Genomic DNA, 23,043 nt, shown 5'->3' on the forward strand with positions numbered 1-23,043 from the left:
ACAGCCCGTGCGCGCGGCCCCGACCGCCGATGCCGGCAGACAGTATCTTCGGTGCGATGGTCCCGGCCCCCGACCTGACCCCTCGTGCGCGTGAGATCGTCGCCGTCGCCCGCGAGCTGCTCGAATCCGAGGGACCCGAGGGTCTGTCGATGCGCCGGATCGCGGCGCAGCTGGGGATCCGCGCGCCGTCGCTGTACGAGCACGTCGCGGACAAGCGGGCGCTGGAGAACGCGATCATCTCGGAGGCCTTCTTCGAACAGGGCGACCTGACGCGCATGTCGGCCGACGCGGCCCGCGCCGTCGGCGAGGACCCGCTGCTGGCGATCGGCTCGGCATACCGCCGCTACGCGCTCGCGCACCCGCACGTCTACCGCCTGATGACGGACAAGGGCCTCGACCGTGCGGCGCTCGTGGAGGGCTCCGAGCAGCACGCCGGCGAAGCGCTGCGCCGGGCGGTCGACGGCGACCTCACGCTGGCGCGCGTGCTGTGGGCGTTCGCCCACGGGATGATCATGCTGGAGCTGAACGACCGCTTCGCCGAGGGCAGCGACGCGGACGAGCTGTGGGACGCCGGGCTGCGCGCGCTGCGCGCGTCCACGCGGGCCGGGTAGCGTGCGCGGGGAGGATCCGGAGCAGTGCCGGGATCAGGGGCTTGGCGCTTGCACGTTGCCGTTCAGCGGGCGCGCACGCGCGGCGCGAAGACGAGCTGGTCGCGACCGGCGCGCTTGGCGGAGTAGAGCGCGCGATCGGAGCGGCCGACGAGCGCCGTCGGCGTCTCGACGCCGTCCCACATCGCGGCTCCGATCGAGCAGGTCTGGCCGTCCGGGACGGACGCGCGCACACGCTCGATCAGCCGCATCGCGGACTCCTGGTCGCACGACGGCAGCACGAGCACGAACTCCTCGCCGCCGTAGCGCGCGACGAGGTCGGTGCGGCGCACCGACGCGACCCACGCCTGCGAGGCGCGCCGCAGCAGCAGGTCGCCGGACTGGTGGCCGAAGCTGTCGTTGTACGCCTTGAAGTGGTCGAGGTCGATCATCGCGACGGCGAGCGGCTCGCCGGTGCGGGCGGCACGCGCGACCTCGCGCGTGAGCACCTCGTCGAGCATCCGCCGGTTCGCGAGCCCGGTCAGCGCGTCGGTGCGGCTGAGCTGCTCCAGCCGCTCCAGCAGCGAGGCGCGCTCGATCGCGACCGCGGCCTGGTCGGCGAGCATCGCGAGCGTGCGCTGCGAGCACGGCGAGAGCGACGTGAGCGGGCTGCGCCACCAGGCGATCAGGACGCCCGCGGCGCCGTCGGGCCCGGCGGGCCCGACGGGGAAGACCGCGGTCGCCTTGCCGCCGACGCGCTGCGTCAGCGCGCGCGATATCGCGGGCACCTCGGCGCTGTCGACGTAGAACTCCGATCTGCCGCTGGCGCAGACGCGCCCGCTGACCGTGCCGGGGCCGACCGGCACCGTCACCAGCTCCGGCAGCGGCTCGCTGGAGGCGGCGACCTCGAGCCTCTCGCCCTCGCGCACGGCGAGCACGACGCCGTCGGCGCCGACGGCGGAGATGACGCCGTCGAAGATCCGCCCGTGCACGTCTGAGAGCTCTTTGGCGCACGCGAGCGCGGCCGTCACCTCGGCTATCGCGACGAGCGTGCCGCTGCGCTCCAGCTCGGTCGCGACCGCGCCCGCCATCGTCTGCAGCGTCTCGACCTCCTCGGGCCCCGGCCTGCGCGGGACCGTGTCGGTCACGCACAGCGCGCCGATCGCGCAACCGCCCGCGGTCACCAGCGGCACGCCGAGGTACGCGCGCAGTCCGGCGACGACGTGCGGGTTGTCGCGGAAGCGCGGGTCCTGCGTCGCGTCGGGGATGATCGTCGGGACGTCGGGGGTGAGAATCGTGTGCCCGCAGATCGACAGCTCGCGCGGTGTCACCTCGCCGGCGTCAGTGGTCGTCGCGGCGACCGTGACCTGGAACGTGTCGTGCAGCAGGTTGATGCTCACGTGCTCGTAGCCGAGCAGCCGCGCGACGAGCGTGACGAGCTGCTCCAGCCCACCGTTGGACTGCCCCGCGGCCGCAGTCGCCGCGCGGACGGCGGCGAGCCGCCGCTGCTCGCCCGGAGAAGCGTTCAGGGTGTCGAGCTCCGCGATGCTCATCTCATCTGGTTGTCGGCGTCCCAGCCGACGACTTGACCGTTTCGGTCGGCGCGGTGCCGTCTGGACGTCAGGACACCGCCAAGTCTCCGAAAAGCTCCCCATGACGGACTATCTTTCAGGGTGCGTTCGGGCCATTCGTCCAGGTCCACACCGAACACATACATTCGCTTGAACAAAATTCCCGATACTGCCCGCATGGCTTTGGCCTCCCAACGCACCGCCCTTCGGCTCGTCCCGACGACGACCGAGCAGGCACGGCCTGCTCAGTGGTTCTGCGGTCACTGCGGCGCGATCGCGGCCCAGACGCCCGCGCCGGTCGCGCGCGTGTGCGGGGACTGCAACCTGGGCCTGCTCGTGGAGGCGCGTGCCGAACTGGTCCCGCAGCGCGGCGAGCCGTTCCTGATCGTCGACGGCGGGCTCACCGTCTGCGCGCTGTCGGCGGAGGCGCAGGAGTTCCTCGCCGTCGACGAGCGCGACGCGATCTCGCGCCCGGTGACGGAGCTGCTGGCCCCGGCCGACGCCGAGGCCGCGACCGTCGCCGCGTTCGCCGACACGATCATGTGGGCGGCCGGCGGCGACGACGAGCCACGCCGGTTGACGGTCCGGCCCGCGAACGTCTTCGGCGTCCGGATGCCGATGCGCGTCGGTGTCTGCGGCCCGCCGCGCGCCGCGCTGCTCGTGCTCGAGTAGCACCCTCGAGCGGCTTCGCGCGCGAGCGGCTTCCCGCGCGCGCACGCGTGCAGTCGCCGCGCCCCGGTGCCATGCAGCGCCGTCGCGCTCAAGCCCGCGCCGGGCGCGCCGATCACCCGGGGTGCCGATGAGCATCGACGCCGCGCTTCAGCGCATCAGCCAGATCCAAGGGATGGTCGCGCCGCTCCACGCGGCGGCGTCGACCGTGCCCACCCAGCGCACGACGGGCGGGGCCACCGCGCCGACCGGCGCGCCGCTGGCGACCGCCGCGACCTACCCGACCGCGACGGCGTATGCGCCGACCGCCACGACCGGGGTCCAGCCGACGAGCTTCACCAACGTGCTCGCCGGCACGACCGGCGCGCTGTCGCCGAAGGCCTCGTCGCTGCTGACGGCCGGCCAGCGCACGTTCGCGACGCAGCTCGCGGCCGAGACCGGCCTCAACCCGCAGGTCGTCGCCGCCTGGATGCTCGCCGAGCAGTCCGGCGGCGCCGCACAGTCGCGCGAGTCGGCCGGCAACCACAACTGGCTCAACATCGGCTACACCGACTCGGCGACCTACGGCGCCTCGGCCTCCGTCTGGAGCGATCCCGCCGCCGCCGCGCACGCGACCGCGGGCTGGCTCAAGGGCGAGGACACGGTCGACGGCTACGGCAAGGCGAGCGCCGGCGTGCAGTCGATCCTCAACAGCGCCGGCCAGCCGCCGGAGCTGCAGGTCCAGGCGCTGCAACGCTCCGGCTGGGCGTCGAGCGGCTACCCGGACCTGCCGGCCGTGCTGCGCATGGTCGGCAGCTGAGCGGCGCGCGCCGCTCAGGCCGCTAGACGACCGCGGGCTCCCACAGTGCGTCGACCTCGCGCTGCGCGTCCCTGAGGCTCTCGGCCGCCAGCTCGCGCAGGTGCTCCATCGCCGGGTTGACGTCGGCGAGCGTCAGCTCGGCCGTGATGAAGCGCGGTTCCAGGCCGGTCAGCGCGACGCCGTGCGGCAGCCATGCGGAGCCGTGGTCCCAGCCCTCGCGCGGGGTGCCGGGCGCGTAGCCGCCACCGCGCGCGATCAGCACGATCACCTCGGTGTCGCCGAGCAGACCTTCGCTGCCCGTCGCGTCGGTGGACAGGCCCGGGAAGACGAGGTGGTCGACCCACGCCTTGACGGTCGAGGGCGCGCCGAAGTTGTAGATCGGCAGGCCGAGCAGGACGGTGTCGGCGGTCTTGACCTCGTCGATCAGCTCCTTCGACAGCGCGAACGCGGCCGCCTGGCCGGCGTTGTGCTGATCGGCCGGGACGAAGCGGGCGAGCCCGGCGTCGGGGTCGAGGTGCGGGAGCGGATTCGCCGCGAGGTCGCGGTAGACGACCTCGCCGCCGGGATGCGCGGCCTTCCAGCGCTCGGCCGCGCGAGCGGTCAGCGAACGACTGATCGAGCGGTCGCCCTGGATGCTGGAGTCGATCTGGAGCAGCTGCGGAGCTGGCATGTGATCCTCGCAAAATGGTTGATGCTGTACAAACGAATGCCAGTGTAGAACATGTTCGCCGCACCTCACGGATTTCTTGTGAGCCCGCCACCGGCGACGACCACCCGCTGGGGCACGAGCAAGAGTTGGCGCCTCGGCGTCGAACGATGAATCTGTGTCTCCAGCTCGCCTGAGATCGACGCTGGCGCTTGCTGCCGTCGCGCTGAGCAGCTGGGGCCTGCTCGCGGGCTGCGGCGGCAGCTCGTCGTCGTCCGACGAGAAGCAGGCCGCGGTCGTGCGCAACCCGCTCGGCAACGGCAGAGCGGTGACGTTCGCGTTCGGCGGAGACGTCCATTTCGAAGAGGGGCTGAAAGCGCGGCTGGCGGCCGATCCGAAGACGGCGCTCGACCCGCTGCCGAAGCTGCTGAAGGGCGCCGACGTCGCGATGGTCAACCTCGAGACCGCCGTCACGACCGACGGCAGCTGTCCACAGACGCAGGCGAAGCAGTTCACGTTCGCGACGGTCCCGAGCGCCTTCGCTGCGCTCAGAGCGGCGGGCGTGACGGTCACGACGATGGCGAACAACCACGGGCTCGACTGCGGGCGCGCGGGGCTGGAGCAGTCGCTCGCGGCGGACAGAAGAGCGGGGCTGCCGTTGATCGGCGTCGGCGCGGACCGCGCCGCGGCGTTCAGGCCGTTCACGACCGAGGTCAACGGCCAGAAGATCGCGATCGTCGCCGCGTCGCAGGTGCTCGACGACAACCTCAAGGGCGAGTGGATGGCGACCGCGACCGAGCCCGGCATGGCGACCGCGCGCGACCTCGGCGGCCTCGTCAAAGCAGTCCGCGACGCGCGCGCCACCGCCGACACCGTCGTCGTCTTCCTGCACTGGGGCACCGAGCTGGAGCAGTGCCCGAACGTCAGCCAGCCGCCGCTGGCGAGACTGCTGAGCGCCGCCGGCGCCGACCTCGTCGTCGGCTCCCACGCGCACGTCCCGCTCGGCGCGGGCTTCGACGGCCGCACCCTGGTCGCGTACGGTCTCGGCAACCTCGCCTTCTACGCGAAGGGCGCGCCGAGAACGTCGAGCGGCACCCTCGTCGTGACCGTCACCGGCCGCCGCGTCGACAGATACGTCTGGCGCCCCGCCGTGATCGAGGACGGCGCCCCGATCCCCCTCAGCGGCCCCGCCCGCACCGCCGCGATCCACGACTGGCGCGCCCTGCGCGACTGCACCGGCCTCGCCGCCAAGCCGAGTGGCGTCTACCTGACGACGCAGAAGTAAGGCCGGCGACGGTAGGACGACGGAATCCGCGTCGGCGTCGTACGCTTCGCGGCAGATGCTGAGACCCGGCAGGGATGCAGGTCGGCTGGTCGGTCGCGCGACGGAGCTGGAACGGATCCGGACGCTGCTCGACGCCGCCCGCGACGGACATGGCGGGGCGGTCGTGATCGAGGGTTCGCCGGGCGTCGGCAAGAGCGCGCTGCTGCGAGCGCTGCGCGTCGACGGCGAAGCGCGGCGCGACGGCGACGGGCGCGGAGTCGCGGCGGATCGAGGCAACGGGACCCGATCGTCGACGCTCGCGACGACCGGGGTCGAGACCGAGCTGGACCTGCCGTTCGCGGGGATCGCGGAGCTGTTGGCGCCGGTGCTGGAGCACGGCGACGGGCTGCCGGAGGCGCAGCGCGGGGCGCTGCGCAGCGCGCTCGCGCTCGACGCGCCGGCCGGGGCCGAGCGGGTGCTCGTGCTGCAGGCGATCGTGGCGCTGCTGCAGGCGGCCGCGGCCGCGCGCGGTCCGCTGCTGCTGCTGGTCGACGACGTGCAGTGGCTCGACGCCTCCTCGCAGGAGGCGATCGCGTTCGTCGCCCGGCGCGCGCCGCGGCTGCCGCTGGCGCTCGTGGCGGCCCGCTCGCTGCGGGGCGAGCCGTACGTGCCGTGGGCGGACGTCGAGCGCGTGCGGCTGACGGAGCTGACGCGCGAGCACGCGCTTGCGCTCGCACGCGCGAGCGGCCTCGCGCCGTCAGTCGCGGAGGCGCTCGTCGACGCCGTCGGCGGCAACCCGCTCGCGCTGATCGAGGCGCCCGCGGAGCTGAGCGCCGCCCAGCGCGACGGCGGCGCCGCTCTCCCCGACCCGTTCCCGACCGGCGAGCGCCTGCGCCGCGCGTACGCGACCCGCGTCGCCGCGCTGCCCGCCGCGACGCAGACCGCGCTGCTGCTCGCGGCGGCGAGCGGCAGTGGCGCGACCGGGCCGCTGGTGGCGGCGTTGGGGAATGGAGCCGACGCGATCGGTGACGCGCCGGGGGCCGGCAGCGCGGCGCGGGCGAGAGCCGGTACCGGCGCCGACGTCTTCATCCCCGCCGAGGACGCCGGACTCGTCCTCGTCGGGCCGACGAGCGTGCGGTTCGTGCATCCGCTCGTGCGCTCCGCCGTCTACCACGCGGCCAGTCCCGGTGAGCGGCGCGCCGCTCACCGCGCGTTGGCCGCCGCCGGGCCGGCGCCCGAGCGCGCGTGGCACCTCGCCGCCGCGGCGACCGCGCCCGACGAGCAGCTCGCGGCGGCGCTGGAGGCGCTCGGCCACGAGGCACGCGAGCGCGGCGCGACGGCGACCGCGATCGCCGTCTTCGAGCGCGCCGCCCTGCTGAGCCCGGAGCCTGCGCAGGCGACCGCGCGCACGCTCGCCGCCGCGGGCGCCGCGACGGTCGCCAGCCAGCCGGCGCGTGCGCGCGCGTTGATCGACGCGGTGCTGCCGTCGATCACCGACCCGCTCGTGCGCGCCGACGCGCAGTTCGTGCGCGGCGCCGCGATCCTGCAGGACGGCCGCCCGATGGCCGCCTATGCGCTGCTCGAAGACGAGGCCGATCGCGTCGCGGCGCTCGACCCGACGCGCGCGGCGCTGCTGCTGACGCAGGCGAGCGTCGCGCTGATGGCGTCCGGGCCCGTACCGCGGCTGGCGGAGCTGGCCGAGCAGGCGCAGCGGCTCGCGCCCGAATGGATCGCGTATGCGCCGGCGGTGCTGCGCGCCGAGGCGCTCGCGGGCCTCGGACAGCACACGCAGGCGCTGGCGCTGCTGGCCGAGCACGCGCAGGCGCTGCGCGACGCCGACCCGGTCGGCCCCGGCCACGAGCTGCTGTCGGTCGCGGCGCTCTGCATGATCTGGATGGAGCGCCACGCCGAGGCCGAACGGCTGCTGACGCGGCTGATCGCGAGCGCGCGCGCCAGGGGGGCGGTGAGCGCCCTCGCGCTGCCGCTCGCGGTGCTCGGGACGGTGCACATACGGCGCGCGGAGTTCGACGCCGCAGCGGAGTGCGCGGCCGAGGCGATCGAGCTGTCCGAGGACGGCCTGGAGGGATTCGTGCGCGCGCTGACGCTGACCTGCGGCGCATTCGTGCAGGCGCATCGCGGCGAGGCGCAGGCGTGCCGCGCGAACGCGACCCGCGTGCTCGACATCAGCGCGGAGCTGGGGATGGTCTCGACGCTCGCGACGGGCGAGCAAGCGCTCGGGATGCTCGCGCTCGGGATCGGCGAGAACGCCGAGGCGATCATCCACCTCGAGCGCTCGCGGGCGCACACGCAGCGCTTCGGCACGCTCGACCCCTCGTTCCTCTACACCTCCGGCGACCTCGTCGACGCCTACGTGCGCGCCGGCCGCGACGACGACGCGCGTGCGATCGCGGACGAGCTGGAGGCCGGCGCGCAGCTGACGGGCGGCGCGTGGGCGCAGGCCGCGGCGGCCCGCAGCCGCGGCCTGCTCGACTCCGACGACCGCATCGACACCCACCTCGCGACCGCGCTGGCCGCCCACGCGCGCGTCTCGACCCCGTTCGAGCAGGCGCGCACGCAGCTCTGCTTCGGCGAGCGGCTGCGGCGCGCGCGGCGGCGCGTCGACGCGCGCGAGCAGCTGCGCGCCGCCCACGCGGCCTTCACCGCGATGGGAGCGACCGGCTGGGCCGAGCGCGCCGCGAGCGAGCTGACGGCGGCGGGCGAGAGCGCGGTCCCGTCACGTCCCGCCGCGACCGCCGCAACCGGCGCGACGCTGACCGCCCGCGAGCGTGCCGTCTGCGAGCTGGTCGCGGGCGGAGCGACGAACCGCGAGGCGGCGACCGCGCTGTTCCTCTCCCCCCGCACGGTCGAGCACCATCTGCGCCAGGCGTATCGCAAGCTCGACGTCCGCTCGCGCACGGAGCTGGCGCTGCGCTGGCGCGAGCTGGGCTGAGCGGCGAGCGGCCGCCGCCGTCGCCTGAGCCGGCGGCTCCGACGGTCTCGGCGGACTGACCCGGCAGACCGCCGGCAGACCGCATCCGCCATCCTGTCCTCGGATGAGAGGACGCAGGACAGTCGCGGCGTTGATCGCGACCGCCGCCGCGCTGCTGCTGTTCGCCTGCGGTGGCGGCAGCAACACGCACGCGACGACGCCGCCCGCCGGCCCGAGCTACACGAACCCCGTGATCGGCGGCCAGCAGCCGGACCCGACGATCCTGCGCGACGGCGACACCTTCTACCTCGCGACGACGAGCCGCGCGTGGGCTCCCGTGTTCCCGCTGCAGCGCTCGCGCGACCTCGTCAACTGGGAGCCCGTCGGCAGCGTGCTGCCGCGCCCGCCTGCATGGTCCGGGGCCCCGTTCTGGGCGCCCGAGCTGACGCGCTGGGACGATCGCGAGACGCGCGTCTACTACACCGCGCGCCTGCGCGAAGACCGCACCCAGCCGTGCATCGGCGTCGCCCGCGCCCCGTCGCCCGCCGGTCCCTACCGCGACCTCGGCCGACCGCTGACCTGCCCGCCCGACGGCGCGATCGACGCGTTCGTGACGCGTGACGAACATGACGATCCCTACCTCGTCTACCGCCGCTTCCACGGCGCGGGCGGGATCTGGGCGCAGCGGCTCAGCGCCGACGGGCTGCGCACGGAGGGCCGCGAGCGGCTGCTGCTGGCGGTCGGAGCGGACGACGAAGGCGTCGTCGAAGGACCGACCGTCACACGGCACGACGGCGCCTTCGTGCTGCTGTACGCCGCCGGCGACTGCTGCAGCCCGCCGTGCGACTACCGCGAGGCGGCGGCGCGCGCGCCCGCGCTGCTCGGTCCGTACGAGCGCGCTCCGCAGCTCGTGCTGCGCGGCAGCGCCCAGCTGCGCTGCCCCGGCCACGGCACGCTCGTCGACGACGGTCGCGGCGGCGAGTGGTTCGTGCACCACGGCGTGCTCGCCGACGACCCCGCCAACGCGCGCCGCAACACGCTGCTCGAACCGGTCACGTGGGGCGACGACGGCTGGCCGCGGATCGGCGACGGCGGCCGTTCGGCGCTGCGCGGTCCCGCCCCGCTCGGCGTCGCGCAGCGTCCGCCCCCGCCGCTGGCGCCCGACCTGCGCGCGCCGCGGCTCGATCCCTCCTGGGAGTGGCCGTGGGACCAGCCGCCGCGCGTCCGTCAGCGCGCTGGCCGGATCGAGCTGAGCGGCGCGCCGCACGGGGCGCTGCTGGCGCGGCAGGTCGCGCCGCTCGACGTGCGCGCGCAGGTGCGCGCCCGTCCGCACGGCTGCGTCGCCGGGATCGCGGGCGTGACCGGCGACCAGGACGCCGGGTCGGCGTACGGGATCGAGCTTGCGCGGACGGACGACGGACGCACGCGCGTGCGCGCCTGGCAGGGCAGAGCCGCGGGCGGCGCCGGACGCACGCTCGCGACGACGACCCTGGAGCAGCCGCCGGCGGCGCTCGCACTCGACGTCCGCGGCGCGCGCACGCTGCGCTTCTCGGTGCGCTCGGCCGGCGGCGGCTGGCGCACGCTCCCCGCGCGCGCGACGACGCTGGGGAACCGTCGCATCCTGCGGATCGGGCTGACGTGCCGCGGGCCGCTCACGAGCGACGCGTCGTTCGACGCACTGCAGATCAGGCGCACCGGCCGCTGACGCGCGCCACCCCGGGGCCGGCCTCGCGTCGCGCTACGCCAGTCAGGACCTTCTCGCACCCGCGTCCGCGTCCGCCTCCAGCACCAGCTCGCGCCGCGCGGCCTCCGGCGACAGGAACGCGAGCAGCCGCTCGGCCTCCTGCTCCAGCTCCGACGGGAGCGCGCCCGGGCCGTCGCCGATCAGCGACCGCAGCGTCAGCGTCGCGACGCCGTCGCGCTCGTCGTGGCGCCAGATGCCCGCGACTTGGCCGTCGACGAGGAAGCTCGGCTGGATCTCGCCGTTTCTCGCTCCCATCACGACGTCTCTGAAGCCGGGCGGCAGGATCCGCGTCCGGTCGCGGTGCGAGATCAGCGCCGCGTCCCACTTCGGCAGGAAGCGGACCGGCGTCTGCACGTCCTCGCGCGGCAACGGGGCGCGCGGCAGATCGAGCAGCTCCCGCCCGCGCGCGTCGGTCACGCGCCGCAACGGCTCCAGCGCCGCGAGCGCAGGATCGAGCTGGTGGAAGCGCAGCCACGTGAACGCCGCCACGTCCTCGCGCGTCGCCGGGCCGAACGCGGCCAGGTAGTCGCGCACGAGCGCGGCCGTGCCGGCGGCGGACTCGGCGGCATCGCCCTCCCGCAGCACCAGCGAGAACTTGCCGTGCCGGCGCCACAGGCCCGACGGCGGGACGTGGACGAGCGGGAGCGTCAGGCGGGCGTAGTCGAGCAGGTCGTGGTCCTGCCGGATGCGGTCGCCGGTCAGCTCGCGCGTGCGGACGCGGATCGCGTCGGTCGTGCGCGGCTCGCGCAGGAACTCGGCCAGCGCGGCGACGATCCGCGGGCGCTCGTCCTCCAGCTCCGGCTCGCGTCCGGACAGCATCCGGCCCGCCTGCACGCCCCACGCCGCGGCGTAGGCGGGATGGGCCGCGGCGTGCACGAGGTGCAGCGTCCCGCGCATCAGCGTCGACTTGACGACCGTCCCGCGCGTCAGCGCGCGCTCCAGCTCCGCGATCTCGAAGCCGTCGAGGCGTGCGTGCAGCGCGAGGTAGGGCGACGGCGAGTACTGCGCCTGCAGCGCGACGAGCCGGCGCACGGCCTGCGCGGCGGGCAGCCGCCGCCGCTCCAGCAGCAGCTGCCGTGCGAGCAGCGACAGCGTCAGCTCGCGCTCGGTCAGGGCGCGCGGGCGCGTCATCGCCGGCGGATCCGATCGCGGGACATGCCACGCATCTTCCACCCTGTTGAGGTCAGTACTCGTCCTCAATACGTGGAAAGCTCGGTCGATGCGCGAGACCTCGGCCCGCCTGTTGAGACTGCTGTCGCTGCTGCAGATGCGGCGCGAGTGGTCTGGCGCGGACCTCGCCGACCGGCTCGAGGTGACGCCGCGCACGATCCGCCGCGACGTCGACAAGCTGCGCGACCTCGGCTATCCCGTCGACGCGACGCGCGGCGTCGCCGGCGGCTACCGCCTCGGCGCCGGCGCCGAACTGCCGCCGCTGCTGCTCGACGACGAGGAGGCGGTCGCCGTCGCGATCGGCCTGCGCACCGCCACCAGCGGCGCGGTCGAGGGGATCGAGGAGAGCAGCGTGCGCGCGCTCGCGAAACTGGAGCAGGTGCTGCCGAGACACCTGCGGCGACGAGTCGGCGCGCTGCAGAGCCACACCGTCGCGCTGCCGGTCTACGCGAACGCGGTCGACCACGAGCTGCTCAGCACGATCGCCGCCGCCGCGCGCGACTGCGAGCGGCTGCGCTTCAGCTACTGCCGGCATGACGGCAGCAGCGCGCGCCGGCTCGTCGAGCCGTGCCGGCTGGTGCACGCCGGGCGCCGCTGGTACCTGGTCGCCTGGGACGTCGAGCGCGACGACTGGCGCACCTTCCGCGTCGACCGGATCGAGGGGCCGCCGACGCTGGACCGCCGCTTCGAGCGACGCGACCCGCCGGCCGAGGACGTCGCAGCGTACGTCGAGCAGAACGTCGTGCGGGCGCGCGGACGCGTCGAGGCGCGCGTGCTGCTGCACACGCCGCTCGAGCAGGCGGCCAGACAGGTGCCGCAGTTGATGGCGTCGCTGAGCGCGGTCGACGAGCGCACCTGCATGCTGTCGACGGGGTCGGAGTGGTACGGCGGGCTGACGGTCCACATCGCCTCGATGGGCTGCGACTTCGAGGTCCTCGATCCGCCCGAGTTCGCCGCTGAGGTCGAGCGCCTGGCGGGCGCGTTCACCCGGGCGGCGGGAGCGGCAGGACGTCCGAAACGTTCAAGACACGGCGCGCGCGGAAGGGAAGAATCGCAGCCATGACCGACCTCGCCACAGCAGAGACCTTCCTCACCACGCACGCACGCCTGCTCGAACGCGCGCGGTTGGACCTCGCGCTCGGCCGCGCCGGCGCGGCCGAGCGCGTGCTGTCCGCGCTCGCCGCCTACCGCAACCGTGACGGCGGCTTCGGCTGGGGCCTCGAGCCCGACCAGCGCGCTCCGAGCAGCCAGCCGGCCGGCGCGTACCAGGGCTTCACCGTGCTGGCCGAGGTGGTGGGAGCGCTGGCTCGCGGCGGTGCTGGGGCGGGCGACGCGAGCGGCGCCGCCGGTACGGGCGGGGCGGGCAGCGGGTGGGACGCGGCTCGCGCCAGCGACCTCGCCGTCGGGCTGTGCGACTGGGCCGGGTCCGTTGCGCTCGACGGCGGAGCGCTGCCGTTCTCGCTCGCGGACGCCGCCTCGCCAGGGACCGCGCCGTGGTGGGCCGGCGCGGATCCGACGGCGCCGTCGCTGCACATCACCGCCGGCATCTGCGCGCACGCACAGCACGTCCGCGCGCACGACGCCGCGCTCGCGGCGCATCCGTGGCTGGCCGCCGCGACCGACTGGTGCCTGCAGCAGGTCGCGGCGCAGGCGCGACCGGACAGCGCCTACGAGCTGGCGTTCGTGCTCGGCCTGCTCGATGCGATCGTGGACGTGCGGCCGGAAGCGACCCCTCAACTGCAGCGGATGGCCGCGTTCGTGCCGCCGTCGGGCGAACTGCCCGTGCACGGCGGCAGCGACGACGAGAAGCTGCGTCCGCTGCAGATCGCCCCACTCCCCGACCGCCCGCTGCGCACGCATTTCCCCGCCGACGCGATCGCGCGCCACCTCGCCGAACTGGAAGAGGAGCAGCGACCCGACGGCGGCTGGACGGTCGACTTCCCCTCATCGTCCCCGGCCGGCGAGATGGAGTGGCGCGGGATCGCGACGGTCGAGGCGATCGGGCTGCTGCGCGCCAACCGCGTATGCCGGTAAGGTCGCGTGCAGTGATCCGGTCCGACCTGACCTCGTTCGCGCGCCCGAAGCGGCACCCCGCCCGCGCGGAGTCGCTCGGCGCGTCCGCGGTCGGCGCGGGAACTGCCGGGGCATTCGGCGTCGGCGCCATGAGTGCCGGGGCGCTCGCGGTCGGCGCAGCGGCGATCGGCGCGCTGGCGATCGGGCGCTTGGCGATCAAGCGCGCGGCGGTCGAGCGGCTGGAGATCGAGGAGCTGGTCGTGCGGCGCCTCCAGGTCGACACGCGCAGCGGGATCTCACGCGAGTCGGTCGCAGAGTGGATCGACGCGTACGAGCGCGCCTGGCGCACCCCCGGCACCGACGCGCTGCTGACGCTGTTCACGCCGAAGGCGACCTACAGCCCGGGTCCGTTCGAGCCGACGCTGCAAGGTCTCGCGGCGATCGCCGAGTTCTGGGACGCGCAGCGCGACGACGACGAGTCGTTCACGCTCGAGAGCGAGCCGATCGCACTCGACGGGATCACCGCCGTCGTGCGGACCCAGGTCGGCTACCCCCGGCCTGTGCCGCGCGAGTACCGCAACCTGTGGGTGATCGAGTTCGCCCCCGACGGTCGCGTCCAGTCGTTCGCGGAGTGGCCGTTCTCGCCCGAGCGCGACGTGGCCGCGCCGCGCCCGGACGCGGACTAGGCGGCGCGGGACCCGCCCTACAGCAGCTCCGGCAGCGGCCGGTCGTCGCCGACCGGGGCCCAGCCGTCGGGGCCCGCGGTGTAGGCGCGGTGCGGCCCCTCTACGACGAGACGCTCGATCGCACGCGCCAGCCGCTCGACGTCGTCGCTGCTGGTGCCGACGCCGAAGCTCGCGCGCAGGGCGCCTGGGTGGGCGGGATCGAGTCCGAGGACGCCGAGCAGCTGGTGGGCGCAGAAGCGGCCGTCGCGGATGCCGACGCCGTGCTCGGCCGAGAGGTAGGCGCCGACGTGCCCGGGCGCGTAGCCGTCGACGACGAACGCGACCGTGCCGATCGCGCCCTCGCTGTCGGACCAGATGCGCGCGACGCGGACCGCGTCGAGCCGCTCCAAGCGCGCCAGCAGCAGCTCGCGCAGCGATGACTCGTGCGCCTCCAGTGCACCCGGGGCGAGCGTGTCGAGCGTCTCGCACGCCTGCGCGAGCGCGACCGCGCCGAGCAGGTTCGGCGTCCCCGCCTCGTGCCGCGCCGGGCCGTCGTGCCAGTCGGTCCCCTCCCACGTCACTTCGCGCACCGCGCCGCCGCCGGCGAGGTACGGCTCGGCCACGTCGAGCCAGTCGGCGCGGCCGACCAGCGCACCGGCGCCGTACGGCGCGTAGAGCTTGTGACCCGACAGCGCGAGGTAGTCGGCGCCGAGCGCGGCGACGTCGACGCGGCGGTGCGGCGCGAGCTGCGCGGCGTCGACCACGACGCGCGCGCCGGCCGCGTGCGCGAGCGCGACGATCCGCTCCAACGGCACCAGTTCGCCGGTCACGTTCGAGGCGCCGGTGATCGCCAGCAGCGCGGCCGGGCCGGCGGCGAGCGCCGCGCGCAGCCGCCGCAGCGTCTCGTCGAGCGTCGGCGCGACCGCCACCGCGCGGTGCCCGCGGCGCCGCCACGGCAGCAGGTTCGCGTGGTGCTCGCTGTCGAGGAAGACGACGTCGCCGGCATCCGCGGGGATCGCGCTCGCGAGCAGGTTGAGCGCGTCGGTCGTGTTGCGCGTGAAGACGACGAGGTCGTCGGGCCGCGCGCCGACGAAGCGGGCGACGGACGCGCGCGACTGCTCGTAGAGCGCGGTCGAGACGCGCGCCGGCAGGCCGGATCCACGATGGACCGAGCCGTAGTACGGCAGCACGCGCGTGACGCGCTCGGCGACCGTCGCGAGCGCGGGCGACGTGGCGCCGTAGTCGAGGTTGGCGTAGCGCGCCTCGCCGCCGCCGACGAGCGGGACGCGCAGGTCCTGGCCGACGACGTGCAGGAGCGAACCAGCAGTCGCGCGGTCGGCGACGGACGAGTACGGAAACGGGGCGATCGACATCGGGACCTCTCGGGGTTCGGGACCCGACAGATCAGGTCCACGTCTTGCCGCAGATCCGTCCTCACGACGGCCTGCGCGGCCTGGTCCTCACCCGGGGCACCCCTACATGGAGAAGGGTTGCCGGCCAGCAAGCCGGGGCTTGACGCTGGCACTCGTGACCGCAAGGGAAATTAGCAGCCGATCCAGACTTGTCAACCACTTCGGTCGAGATTCGCCCCGTCTGGACGAACTGCCGAGCAGTTCGAGGTATGCGGAGCGGCCTATCCTGGACGTGTGCCCTCGCAGTCCCCGCCCGAAGCGCCGATCGCCGACCTGCGCGCGCGTCTCGACGACCTCACGATCCGCGACGAGCACCGCATCCGGCGGCGCTTCGATCGCCTGCGCACGGTCCACGGCGACGAGGCGCGCGGTGAGGCGCTGACGAAGATCGCGCAGGAGATCGAGCAGTCGGAGGCGCGCGTGGCGAGACGGCGCGCGACCGTGCCGCGGGTCTCCTACCCGCCGCAGCTGCCGGTCAGCGCGCGCAAGGACGAGCTGCTGGCGGCGATCCGCGACAACCAGGTCGTCGTCGTCGCGGGCGAGACCGGCTCCGGCAAGACGACGCAGCTGCCGAAGATCTGTCTCGAGCTGGGCCGCGGCGTGCGCGGCGCGATCGCCCACACGCAGCCGCGCCGGCTCGCCGCGCGCACGGTCGCGGAGCGGATCGCCGAGGAGCTGAACGTGCCGCTCGGCGACGCGGTCGGCTACGCCGTGCGCTTCAACGACCGCACCAGCGAGGACACGCTCGTGCGCCTCGTGACCGACGGCCTGCTGCTGGCGCAGATCCAGCGCGACCCGCTGCTGCGCCGCTACGACACGATCATCGTCGACGAGGCGCACGAGCGCAGCCTCAACATCGACTTCCTGCTCGGCTGCATCAAGCGGATCCTGCCGCAGCGCCCGGAGCTGAAGCTGATCATCACCTCCGCGACGATCGACCCGCAGCGCTTCTCCAGACACTTCGGCGACGCCCCGATCGTGGAGGTCTCCGGGCGCACGTATCCGGTCGAGGTGCGCTACCGCCCGCTGACGCTCGACCCGCCGCCGGGCGCGAGAGGCGACAGGGACGACAGGGACGAGAGAGCTTCCGCGCCCGACGACCGCGACCAGATCGACGCGATCGGCGACGCGGTCCAGGAGCTGCGACGCGAGAGCAAGGGCGACGTGCTCGTCTTCCTCTCCGGCGAGCGCGAGATCCGCGACACGGCGGACGCGCTGCAGGGCCGCTTCGGCGACAGACTCGACGTGCTGCCGCTCTACGCGCGGCTGGCGACCGCCGAGCAGCAGCGCGTCTTCAGACCTCACTCCAAGCAGCGCGTCGTGCTCGCCACCAACGTCGCCGAGACATCGCTGACGGTGCCGGGGATCAGATACGTCGTCGACCCCGGCAGCGCCCGCATCTCCCGCTACAGCTCGCGGCTGAAGGTCCAGCGGCTGCCGATCGAGGCCGTCTCGCAGGCGTCGGCGGACCAGCGCAAGGGTCGCTGCGGACGCCAGTCCGACGGCATCTGCATCCGCCTCTACAGCGAGCAGGAGTACGAGGCCCGCGCCCGCTTCACCGACCCCGAGATCCTGCGCACGAACCTCGCGAGCGTGATCCTGCAGATGGCGGCGCTCGGGCTCGGCGCGATCGAGCAGTTCCCGTTCCTCGACCCGCCGGACAGACGCCAGGTGCGCGACGGCGTGCTGCTGCTGCAGGAGCTGGGCGCGTTGGCGCCGCCGCGGCGCCGCGAAGGCGACGGCCGCAGCCGCGAGCTGGGCGCGTTGGCGCCGCCGCGGCGCCGCGAAGGCGACGGCCGCAGCCGCGAGCTGGGCGCGTTGGCGCCGCCGCGGCGCCGCGAAGGCGACGGCCGCAGCCGCGAGCTGGGCGCGTTGGCGCCGCCGCGGCGCCGCGAAGGCGACGGCCGCAGCCGCGAGCTGGGCGCGTTGGAGGAGGGCGAGCTGACGCCGCTGGGCCGCAAGCTCGCGCAGCTGCCGGTCGACCCGCGACTGGGGCGGATGGTGCTGGAGGGCGACAGGCTGGGCTGCGCGAGCGAGGCGATCGTGATCGCGGCGGCGCTGTCGATCCAGGACCCGCGCGAGCGCCCGAGCGAGCTGCAGGCGCAGGCCGACCAGCAGCACGCCCGCTTCAGAGACGACCACTCCGACTTCACGGCCTTCCTGAACGTCTGGAGATACATCCGCGAGCAGCAGCGCGAGTTGTCCAACTCGCAGTTCCGCAAGCGGCTCAAGCGAGAGTTCCTGCACTACCTGCGGGTGCGCGAGTGGCAGGACCTCTCCAGTCAGCTGCGCGAGGCTGCCAGAGGCGTCGGCGTCGTGCTCAATCAGCAGCCGGCGGAGCCAGTGGAGATCCACAGAGCGCTGCTGAGCGGCCTGCTGTCGCACGTCGGCGTGAAGGAGGGCAGCGCCAGAAGACGCGGCGAGTACCTCGGCGCGCGCGGCGCCAGATTCATGATCTTTCCCGGCTCCGGCCAAGCGCGCAGACAGCCGAACTGGGTGATGGCGGCGGAGCTGGTCGAGACATCGCGGCTGTGGGGACGGGTCGTCGCGCGGATAGAGCCGGAGTGGGTCGAGGGGCTCGCGGAGCACCTCGTCAGACGCACGCACTCCGAGCCGCGCTGGGAGAAGAGACGCTCGGAGGTCGTCGCGACCGAACGCGTCACGCTCTACGGCCTGCCGATCGTCGCCGGTCGTACGGTCTCCTACTCGTCGATCGATCCGGTGCTCGCACGCGAGCTGTTCATCCGCCGCGCGCTCGTGGAGGAGGACTGGCACACGCGCCACCACTTCTTCCACGACAACCGCCAGCTGATCGACGAGCTCGCCGACCTCGAGCACAGAGCCCGCCGCCGCGACATCCTCGCCGGCGACGACGTCCTGTTCGCCTTCTACGACAACCGCGTCCCGGCCGACGTCGTCTCCGGCGCGCACTTCGACAGATGGTGGAGACGCACGCGCCAGCGCGAGCCGAGACTGCTGACGTTCACCAGGGAGCTGCTGATCGACAGCGCCGCCGCGGCCGGCGCGCTGGACGAGCGGGCGCGGCCGGAGTCGTGGCGCCAGGGAACGCTGGAGCTGCCGCTGACGTACTACTTCGAGCCGGGCGCCGAGCACGACGGCGTGACCGCGCACGTGCCGCTCGCCGCGCTCGCCGGGCTGCGCGAGCAGGGCTTCGAGTGGCTCGTGCCGGCGTTCCGGCTGGAGCTGATCACGACGCTGATCCGCTCGCTGCCGAAGGAGCTGCGGCGGCCGCTCGTGCCGGTGCCCGACGTCGCCGCCGCGGTGCTCGCGTCGCTGACGCCGGAGCAGGTCGCCAGAGCGCCGCTGCTCGAAACGATCGCGGCCGCGATCGGGCGGCTGCGCGGCGTGCGCGTCGCGGCGACCGACTTCGACCGCTCGCGCCTGCCGGCATGGCTGAGAATGCGCTTCCGGATCGAGGACGAGCGCGGCGCGCTGATCGCCGAGGGCGACGACCTCGAGGCGCTGCGCGCCCGCGTGCGCCCGCGGCTGCAGGCGCAGCTGACGAGAAGCGCCGGCTCGTCGCTGGAGAGACGAGGCCTCAGAGCGTGGACGCTCGGGACGCTGCCGAAAAGCATCGAGCTGCCGGGCAGCGGCGGGATGGCGAAGGCGTATCCGGCGCTGGTCGACGAGGGCGCGAGCGTCGGCGTGAGGGTCTTCGACTCGCCCGGCGAGCAGTGGGTCGCGATGCGCGCAGGCACGCGGCGGCTGCTGCTGCTGTCGGTCCCGGAGGCGACGTTGAAGCACGTCCAGCAGCGGCTCGGCGCGCCCGTCGCGCTCGCGCTGGCGGCGGCGCCGGGCGGTGCGAGCGCGGTGCTCGACGACGCCCTCACCGGGGCGGTCGACGTCCTGACCGCGGAGGCCGGCGGCCCGGCGTGGGACGCCGCGTCGTTCCAGCGCCTGCGCGATCACGTCGCAGGCAATCTCAGCGATCGCACGCTCGCGCTGATCACGCAGGTGTCGCGGATCCTCGAGCTGCAGCGCCAGGTGATGGACCGCATCGTCGCGCTGTCGGCGCCGCAGTTCGAGGCGGTCCGGCTCGACGTCGCGCGCCAGCTCGGCCGGCTCGTCTACCCCGGCTTCGTGACCACCACCGGCGTCGCGCGTCTGGACGACGTCGAGCGCTACCTGAAGGGCGCGCTCTACCGCCTCGAACGGGTGCCCGACCATCGCGCCGCCGACGCCGACCGCATGAAGGCCGTCCACGAGCTGGAGGAGGCGGTCCGCCAGCGGCGCGAGTCATGGCCCCCCGGCCGCCCGATGCCGGCCGCCCTGTTCGAGGTCGGCTGGCTGATCGAGGAGCTGCGCATCAGCCACTTCGCGCAGGGCCTGGGCGTCAGAGGCCAGGTCTCGTCCAAGCGGATCCGCAGACTGCTGGCGGAGGCGTGGGCGGCGGCATAGCGTCGGCGAGGCGCACGCGCTCACGCGCGACGATTCGCTCGCGCGGCGCGGTTCGCCTCCTCCCGCTCAGCTCCACAGCCCGCTGAGCGGGATCGCCCGGATGCGGTCGCTCAGCGACAACGTCGTACCGATCTCGCAGATCTGTGGAGTCGGTGCTCGCAGATCTGTACCTTTGCGGGATTTTCGCCGGTCGCTGCGCGGGGTCGGGTAAAACGGTTGCAACGAGATCTCTCGACCACCACGACGAGGAGGCAGCGACATGCTGTTCGGCAAGGAGCACGTTGAGCGCTACGAGGCGACTGACGGTGAAGAGGGGCACGACTGGCAGAACACGACGACGCTGATCCTCACGACGAGAGGGCGCAAGTCTGGCGAGCTGCGCAGAACGCCGCTGATCTACCAGCCCGATGGCGACAACCTGCTGATCTGCGCGTCCAGAGGCGGTGCACCGGAGCCGCCGGCGTGGTACCTCAACCTGCTCGACGAGCCCGAGGTCGGGCTGCAGGTGAGAGGCGACAGATTCACCGCCCACGCCCGCGTCGCGACCCCGGAGGAGAAGCCGGCGATGTGGCGCAAGATGGCCGCCACCTGGCCGGACTACGACGAGTATCAGAAGAGAACCGATCGCGAGATTCCGATCGTCGTGCTCGAGCGGGCCTGAACGCGCGAGGGGCGCGGCCATGTCGGCCGCGCCCCTCTGCGTGCACTGCGGTGCTCGCGCGCCGTGGCGCTGAGCTGAACTGCTGCGCTGCTACTTCACCTTCAGGAACTTGACGGGCAGCGTCTTCAGGTTGCCCGAGCGGTCGAAGGTGGAGACGGCGACGCGGTACGTGCCCTTCGGCAGCTTCGCGGTCGCGACGCTGACGCTCCAGCTTCCCTTGCCCTTCGCCGAGATCGCGATCCCGCCGTCGATCGGGAGCGCCTTGCTGAGCGTGCCCTTGGCATTCAGGAAGCGGGCCTTTCTCTTGCCGCTCAGTCTGTAGACCGAGACGAGCGTGCGCTGCACGCCGCCGGCGGCGATGCCCTTGCCCGTCGGGCAGCCGCTGTCAGACGCGACGCCGGTCACGACCAGCTTCGACTTCGTCGTCGCCAGACGCGCGACCTTCACGCTCGGCTTCGAGGTGTCGAGGCAGACCTTCGCGGTCGCGGCCGTCGGCGCGACGGCCGGCGGGTTGACGATCGGACCGGGCGGCGGCGACGGCGGGCCGTCGGGGCCGGGGTAGACCGGGTCGACGTCGGCGACGCCCGCACCCGGGGCGGCGCCCGGAGCAGCCGCCTGCGGCGTCTCCTGGAACATCAGGTCGGCGAGCTGGATCGAGCCCAGCGCCGGCTGGCCGAAGCCGAGCTGGACCGAGACGATTCTCGTCAGGTCGACGCCCGTGAACGTGTTCAGCGGGATGCGGATGCCGTTCAGCACGATGTGTCTGTACTGGTTGCCGATCGACGGCTCCAGCGACGTCGTCCATCTCGCCGCGCGCGTCGTCGCTCTCGCGCCGCTCGCGTCGGTCAGCGTGACGCCGAAGTCCTGCGTCACGAGGTTCGGCGTGTAGCCGTCGCCCGCCGGGTTGCGCGGGTCGTTGCGGTTCATCGCGGCGCGCATGTCCAGCACGCCGTATCTCGACACGTCGACCGGCGCACCGGCACGCGCGAGGTACGCCGTCAGCGACGCCGGCTGATCCCACGCGATCGTGAACTGGTTGCCCTTGGAGCGGTTGTTGGCGCCGTCGGGGCAGAGCGGGTAGGCCGTCGGGAACGTCGGGCCCTGACGGTAGGCGATGTCGTTCGGGTTGCAGACCTGGAAGGTCGTCAGCCCCTGCGTCGTGATCGGGCCACCGGAGGCGGTCGTCGTCGTCAGCGTCGCGTCGAACGGGGTCGGCAGGCCGACGGCCGGGTCGGGCTGCGGATCCGGGATCGGCGTCGGCTTCAGCACGTCGAAGCGCGTGACGGCGGGCGCGACGTAGGAGGTCTTGACCTCCTCGGCGAGACCCTTGCCGCTCTCCAGCGGAGCAGCCGACTCGGGCAGCGTGACCTGACCGGTCATGATCGGGTCGAACGCCTTCTCACCGCCGACGTAGCGACGCATGAACGAGTTCATCAGGCCGGCGCCGACACGGCGCTGGTCGCCCGGCGTCAGGCGTGCCGTCGTGGCGGTACCGCGCGAGCAGGCCGGGTCCGTCGCCGAGGAGAAGTCGTCACCGGTCCAGACCGTGTTGAAGAAGTTGTGGTCCGTGCCCTGCACGTACCACTGCACCTTCGCGAACGTGTCCGGGCTGCCGGTCGGGTACTTCGAGTTCTCGAAGAAGCGCGCGCCCTGCAGCGTCGAGACGTCGCCGTCGCAGGCCGGCAGCAGCACCGCGTAGTTGGTCCCGTACGGCATCTTGTACGCCGTGTAGTTGACCGGTGCCAGCGCGAGCACGCCCGCGAGCGTGATTCTCTGGAAGCCGCTTCTGACTCTGTAGTTGCGCGTGTAGCCGATGAAGTCGGTGACGGCGTCACCACCGCGCGAGTGGCCCATGATGCCGATGCCGTCGGCGAAGTTCAGTCTGCCGGTGAGCTTGGTGCCGACGGTGTGGTCGGGCTCGCCGGGGACGTAGGGGCCGGCGCCGTTGTTCCAGCGGAACAGCAGCTCGAGGTTGGCCTGGATGATCTGCGAACGCGCGTTGGCGCCGCCGTCTCTCCAGTTGTTGTCGAAGTTCGAGGTGTTGGCCTCGAGGCTCATCACGGTGTAGCCGTGGCTGGCGAGGTTCTTCGCCATGTAGTCGTAACCCGCGTAGGAGCGGATGTCCGTCTGCGTCGGCGTGCCGTCCTCGTCGGCGACGTCGTCGCAGATCAGTCTGTCCGGCGACGGCGAGCCGATGCAGACACCATGACGGCCGTGCACGAAGACGACGATCTTCGCGAAGTCGACGTCGTCGGCGTACGTGATCGAGCCGCGCAGCGGGACCTGCGTCGTGCTGACGCCGTCAGCCAGCGTCATCAGCATGTTGCCGGCTTCGTAGTCGATCTTCTTGACCGGGTGCGGACCCATCGCAAGCGGGTCTGGCACGTCGGCGGCAGATGCGGCCGAAGCCGTCATCGTGAGCGCCACGAGCGCGCCGGTCGCAGCGGCGAACAACCGCGACCGTCTGAGGGAGATCCTTCTCAAGGGGGGTGCC

Annotated in this window: 16 protein-coding genes and 1 riboswitch; of the genes, 11 read left to right on the forward strand and 5 right to left on the reverse strand. The window is 73.6% G+C overall.

Translation table 11 applies throughout. The features are described 5' to 3' along the window. The first annotated feature begins 56 nt into the window (after nucleotides 1–56). Nucleotides 57–611, forward strand: a complete 555-nt coding sequence (locus tag Q7L65_RS12570) for a TetR/AcrR family transcriptional regulator (protein ID WP_304721614.1) — start codon at nucleotides 57–59, stop codon at nucleotides 609–611. A gap of 62 nt (nucleotides 612–673) precedes the next feature. Here Q7L65_RS12570 and Q7L65_RS12575 read toward each other — a convergent pair whose 3' ends face one another. Further along, nucleotides 674–2,140, reverse strand: a complete 1,467-nt coding sequence (locus Q7L65_RS12575) for a sensor domain-containing diguanylate cyclase (RefSeq protein ID WP_304721616.1) — start codon at nucleotides 2,138–2,140, stop codon at nucleotides 674–676. A 195-nt stretch (nucleotides 2,141–2,335) separates the two neighbouring features. On the opposite strand from Q7L65_RS12575, the gene Q7L65_RS12580 reads away from it, so the two are divergent. Both Q7L65_RS12580 and Q7L65_RS12585 read left to right on the forward strand, forming a co-directional pair. Then, nucleotides 2,336–2,830 (forward strand): hypothetical protein, encoded by a 495-nt coding sequence (locus tag Q7L65_RS12580; RefSeq protein ID WP_304721618.1) that lies wholly within the window; start codon nucleotides 2,336–2,338, stop codon nucleotides 2,828–2,830. A gap of 127 nt (nucleotides 2,831–2,957) precedes the next feature. Then, nucleotides 2,958–3,626 carry a hypothetical protein gene (locus Q7L65_RS12585; protein WP_304721619.1) on the forward strand — a complete coding sequence of 223 codons (669 nt, stop codon included), beginning with the start codon at nucleotides 2,958–2,960 and terminating at the stop codon, nucleotides 3,624–3,626. A gap of 22 nt (nucleotides 3,627–3,648) precedes the next feature. Here the strand turns inward: Q7L65_RS12585 and Q7L65_RS12590 are convergent, their stop codons facing one another. Further along, nucleotides 3,649–4,296: an FMN-dependent NADH-azoreductase gene (locus Q7L65_RS12590; protein ID WP_304721620.1), complete on the reverse strand. Its 648-nt coding sequence runs from the start codon at nucleotides 4,294–4,296 to the stop codon at nucleotides 3,649–3,651. Nucleotides 4,297–4,450: 154 nt separating this feature from the next. Between Q7L65_RS12590 and Q7L65_RS12595 the strand changes: the two genes are divergently transcribed. From Q7L65_RS12595 to Q7L65_RS12605, 3 genes are all read left to right on the forward strand, one after another. Next, complete coding sequence (locus tag Q7L65_RS12595) at nucleotides 4,451–5,557, forward strand: CapA family protein (protein WP_304721622.1); 1,107 nt, start codon at nucleotides 4,451–4,453, stop codon at nucleotides 5,555–5,557. A gap of 55 nt (nucleotides 5,558–5,612) precedes the next feature. Further along, entirely contained in the window at nucleotides 5,613–8,486 is a 2,874-nt protein-coding gene (locus Q7L65_RS12600) for a LuxR family transcriptional regulator (RefSeq protein WP_304721623.1), read from the forward strand. A gap of 103 nt (nucleotides 8,487–8,589) precedes the next feature. Continuing rightward, on the forward strand, nucleotides 8,590–10,170 hold the full coding sequence (locus Q7L65_RS12605) for a glycoside hydrolase family 43 protein (protein WP_304721625.1): 1,581 nt from the start codon (nucleotides 8,590–8,592) through the stop codon (nucleotides 10,168–10,170). Between the two features lie 42 nt (nucleotides 10,171–10,212). On the opposite strand, the gene Q7L65_RS12610 is transcribed toward Q7L65_RS12605, so the two are convergent. Next, a complete protein-coding gene (locus Q7L65_RS12610) occupies nucleotides 10,213–11,340 on the reverse strand; it encodes a winged helix DNA-binding domain-containing protein (RefSeq protein WP_304721626.1) in 1,128 nt (375 codons plus the stop codon). Nucleotides 11,341–11,428: 88 nt separating this feature from the next. On the opposite strand from Q7L65_RS12610, the gene Q7L65_RS12615 reads away from it, so the two are divergent. The 3 genes from Q7L65_RS12615 to Q7L65_RS12625 are packed head-to-tail and all read left to right on the forward strand — an operon-like array spanning nucleotide 11,429 to nucleotide 14,078. Then, nucleotides 11,429–12,442 carry a YafY family protein gene (locus Q7L65_RS12615; RefSeq protein WP_304721627.1) on the forward strand — a complete coding sequence of 338 codons (1,014 nt, stop codon included), beginning with the start codon at nucleotides 11,429–11,431 and terminating at the stop codon, nucleotides 12,440–12,442. Further along, entirely contained in the window at nucleotides 12,439–13,413 is a 975-nt protein-coding gene (locus tag Q7L65_RS12620; protein WP_304721629.1) for a hypothetical protein, read from the forward strand. Before Q7L65_RS12615 ends, Q7L65_RS12620 begins: the two co-directional genes overlap by 4 nt. A gap of 11 nt (nucleotides 13,414–13,424) precedes the next feature. Next, the gene (locus Q7L65_RS12625) at nucleotides 13,425–14,078 is read left to right on the forward strand and encodes a nuclear transport factor 2 family protein (protein WP_304721631.1); all 654 of its coding nucleotides are present in this window, start codon (nucleotides 13,425–13,427) and stop codon (nucleotides 14,076–14,078) included. 17 nt (nucleotides 14,079–14,095) lie between these two features. Here the strand turns inward: Q7L65_RS12625 and Q7L65_RS12630 are convergent, their stop codons facing one another. Next, nucleotides 14,096–15,430 carry an aminotransferase class V-fold PLP-dependent enzyme gene (locus tag Q7L65_RS12630; RefSeq protein ID WP_304721632.1) on the reverse strand — a complete coding sequence of 445 codons (1,335 nt, stop codon included), beginning with the start codon at nucleotides 15,428–15,430 and terminating at the stop codon, nucleotides 14,096–14,098. A 35-nt stretch (nucleotides 15,431–15,465) separates the two neighbouring features. Beyond that, nucleotides 15,466–15,590: riboswitch (SAM riboswitch) on the reverse strand. Between the two features lie 113 nt (nucleotides 15,591–15,703). On the opposite strand from Q7L65_RS12630, the gene hrpA reads away from it, so the two are divergent. Then, nucleotides 15,704–19,888, forward strand: coding sequence for an ATP-dependent RNA helicase HrpA (gene hrpA / locus Q7L65_RS12635; protein ID WP_304721634.1), 4,185 nt, complete (start codon nucleotides 15,704–15,706; stop codon nucleotides 19,886–19,888). A gap of 259 nt (nucleotides 19,889–20,147) precedes the next feature. Further along, the gene (locus tag Q7L65_RS12640) at nucleotides 20,148–20,549 is read left to right on the forward strand and encodes a nitroreductase family deazaflavin-dependent oxidoreductase (RefSeq protein ID WP_304721636.1); all 402 of its coding nucleotides are present in this window, start codon (nucleotides 20,148–20,150) and stop codon (nucleotides 20,547–20,549) included. A gap of 90 nt (nucleotides 20,550–20,639) precedes the next feature. Here the strand turns inward: Q7L65_RS12640 and Q7L65_RS12645 are convergent, their stop codons facing one another. After that, entirely contained in the window at nucleotides 20,640–23,033 is a 2,394-nt protein-coding gene (locus Q7L65_RS12645) for a hypothetical protein (RefSeq protein WP_304721637.1), read from the reverse strand. Nucleotides 23,034–23,043: the final 10 nt, after the last annotated feature.

It is taken from the genome of Conexibacter sp. CPCC 206217, from assembly GCF_030646165.1.
Lineage (GTDB): Bacteria > Actinomycetota > Thermoleophilia > Solirubrobacterales > Solirubrobacteraceae > Conexibacter.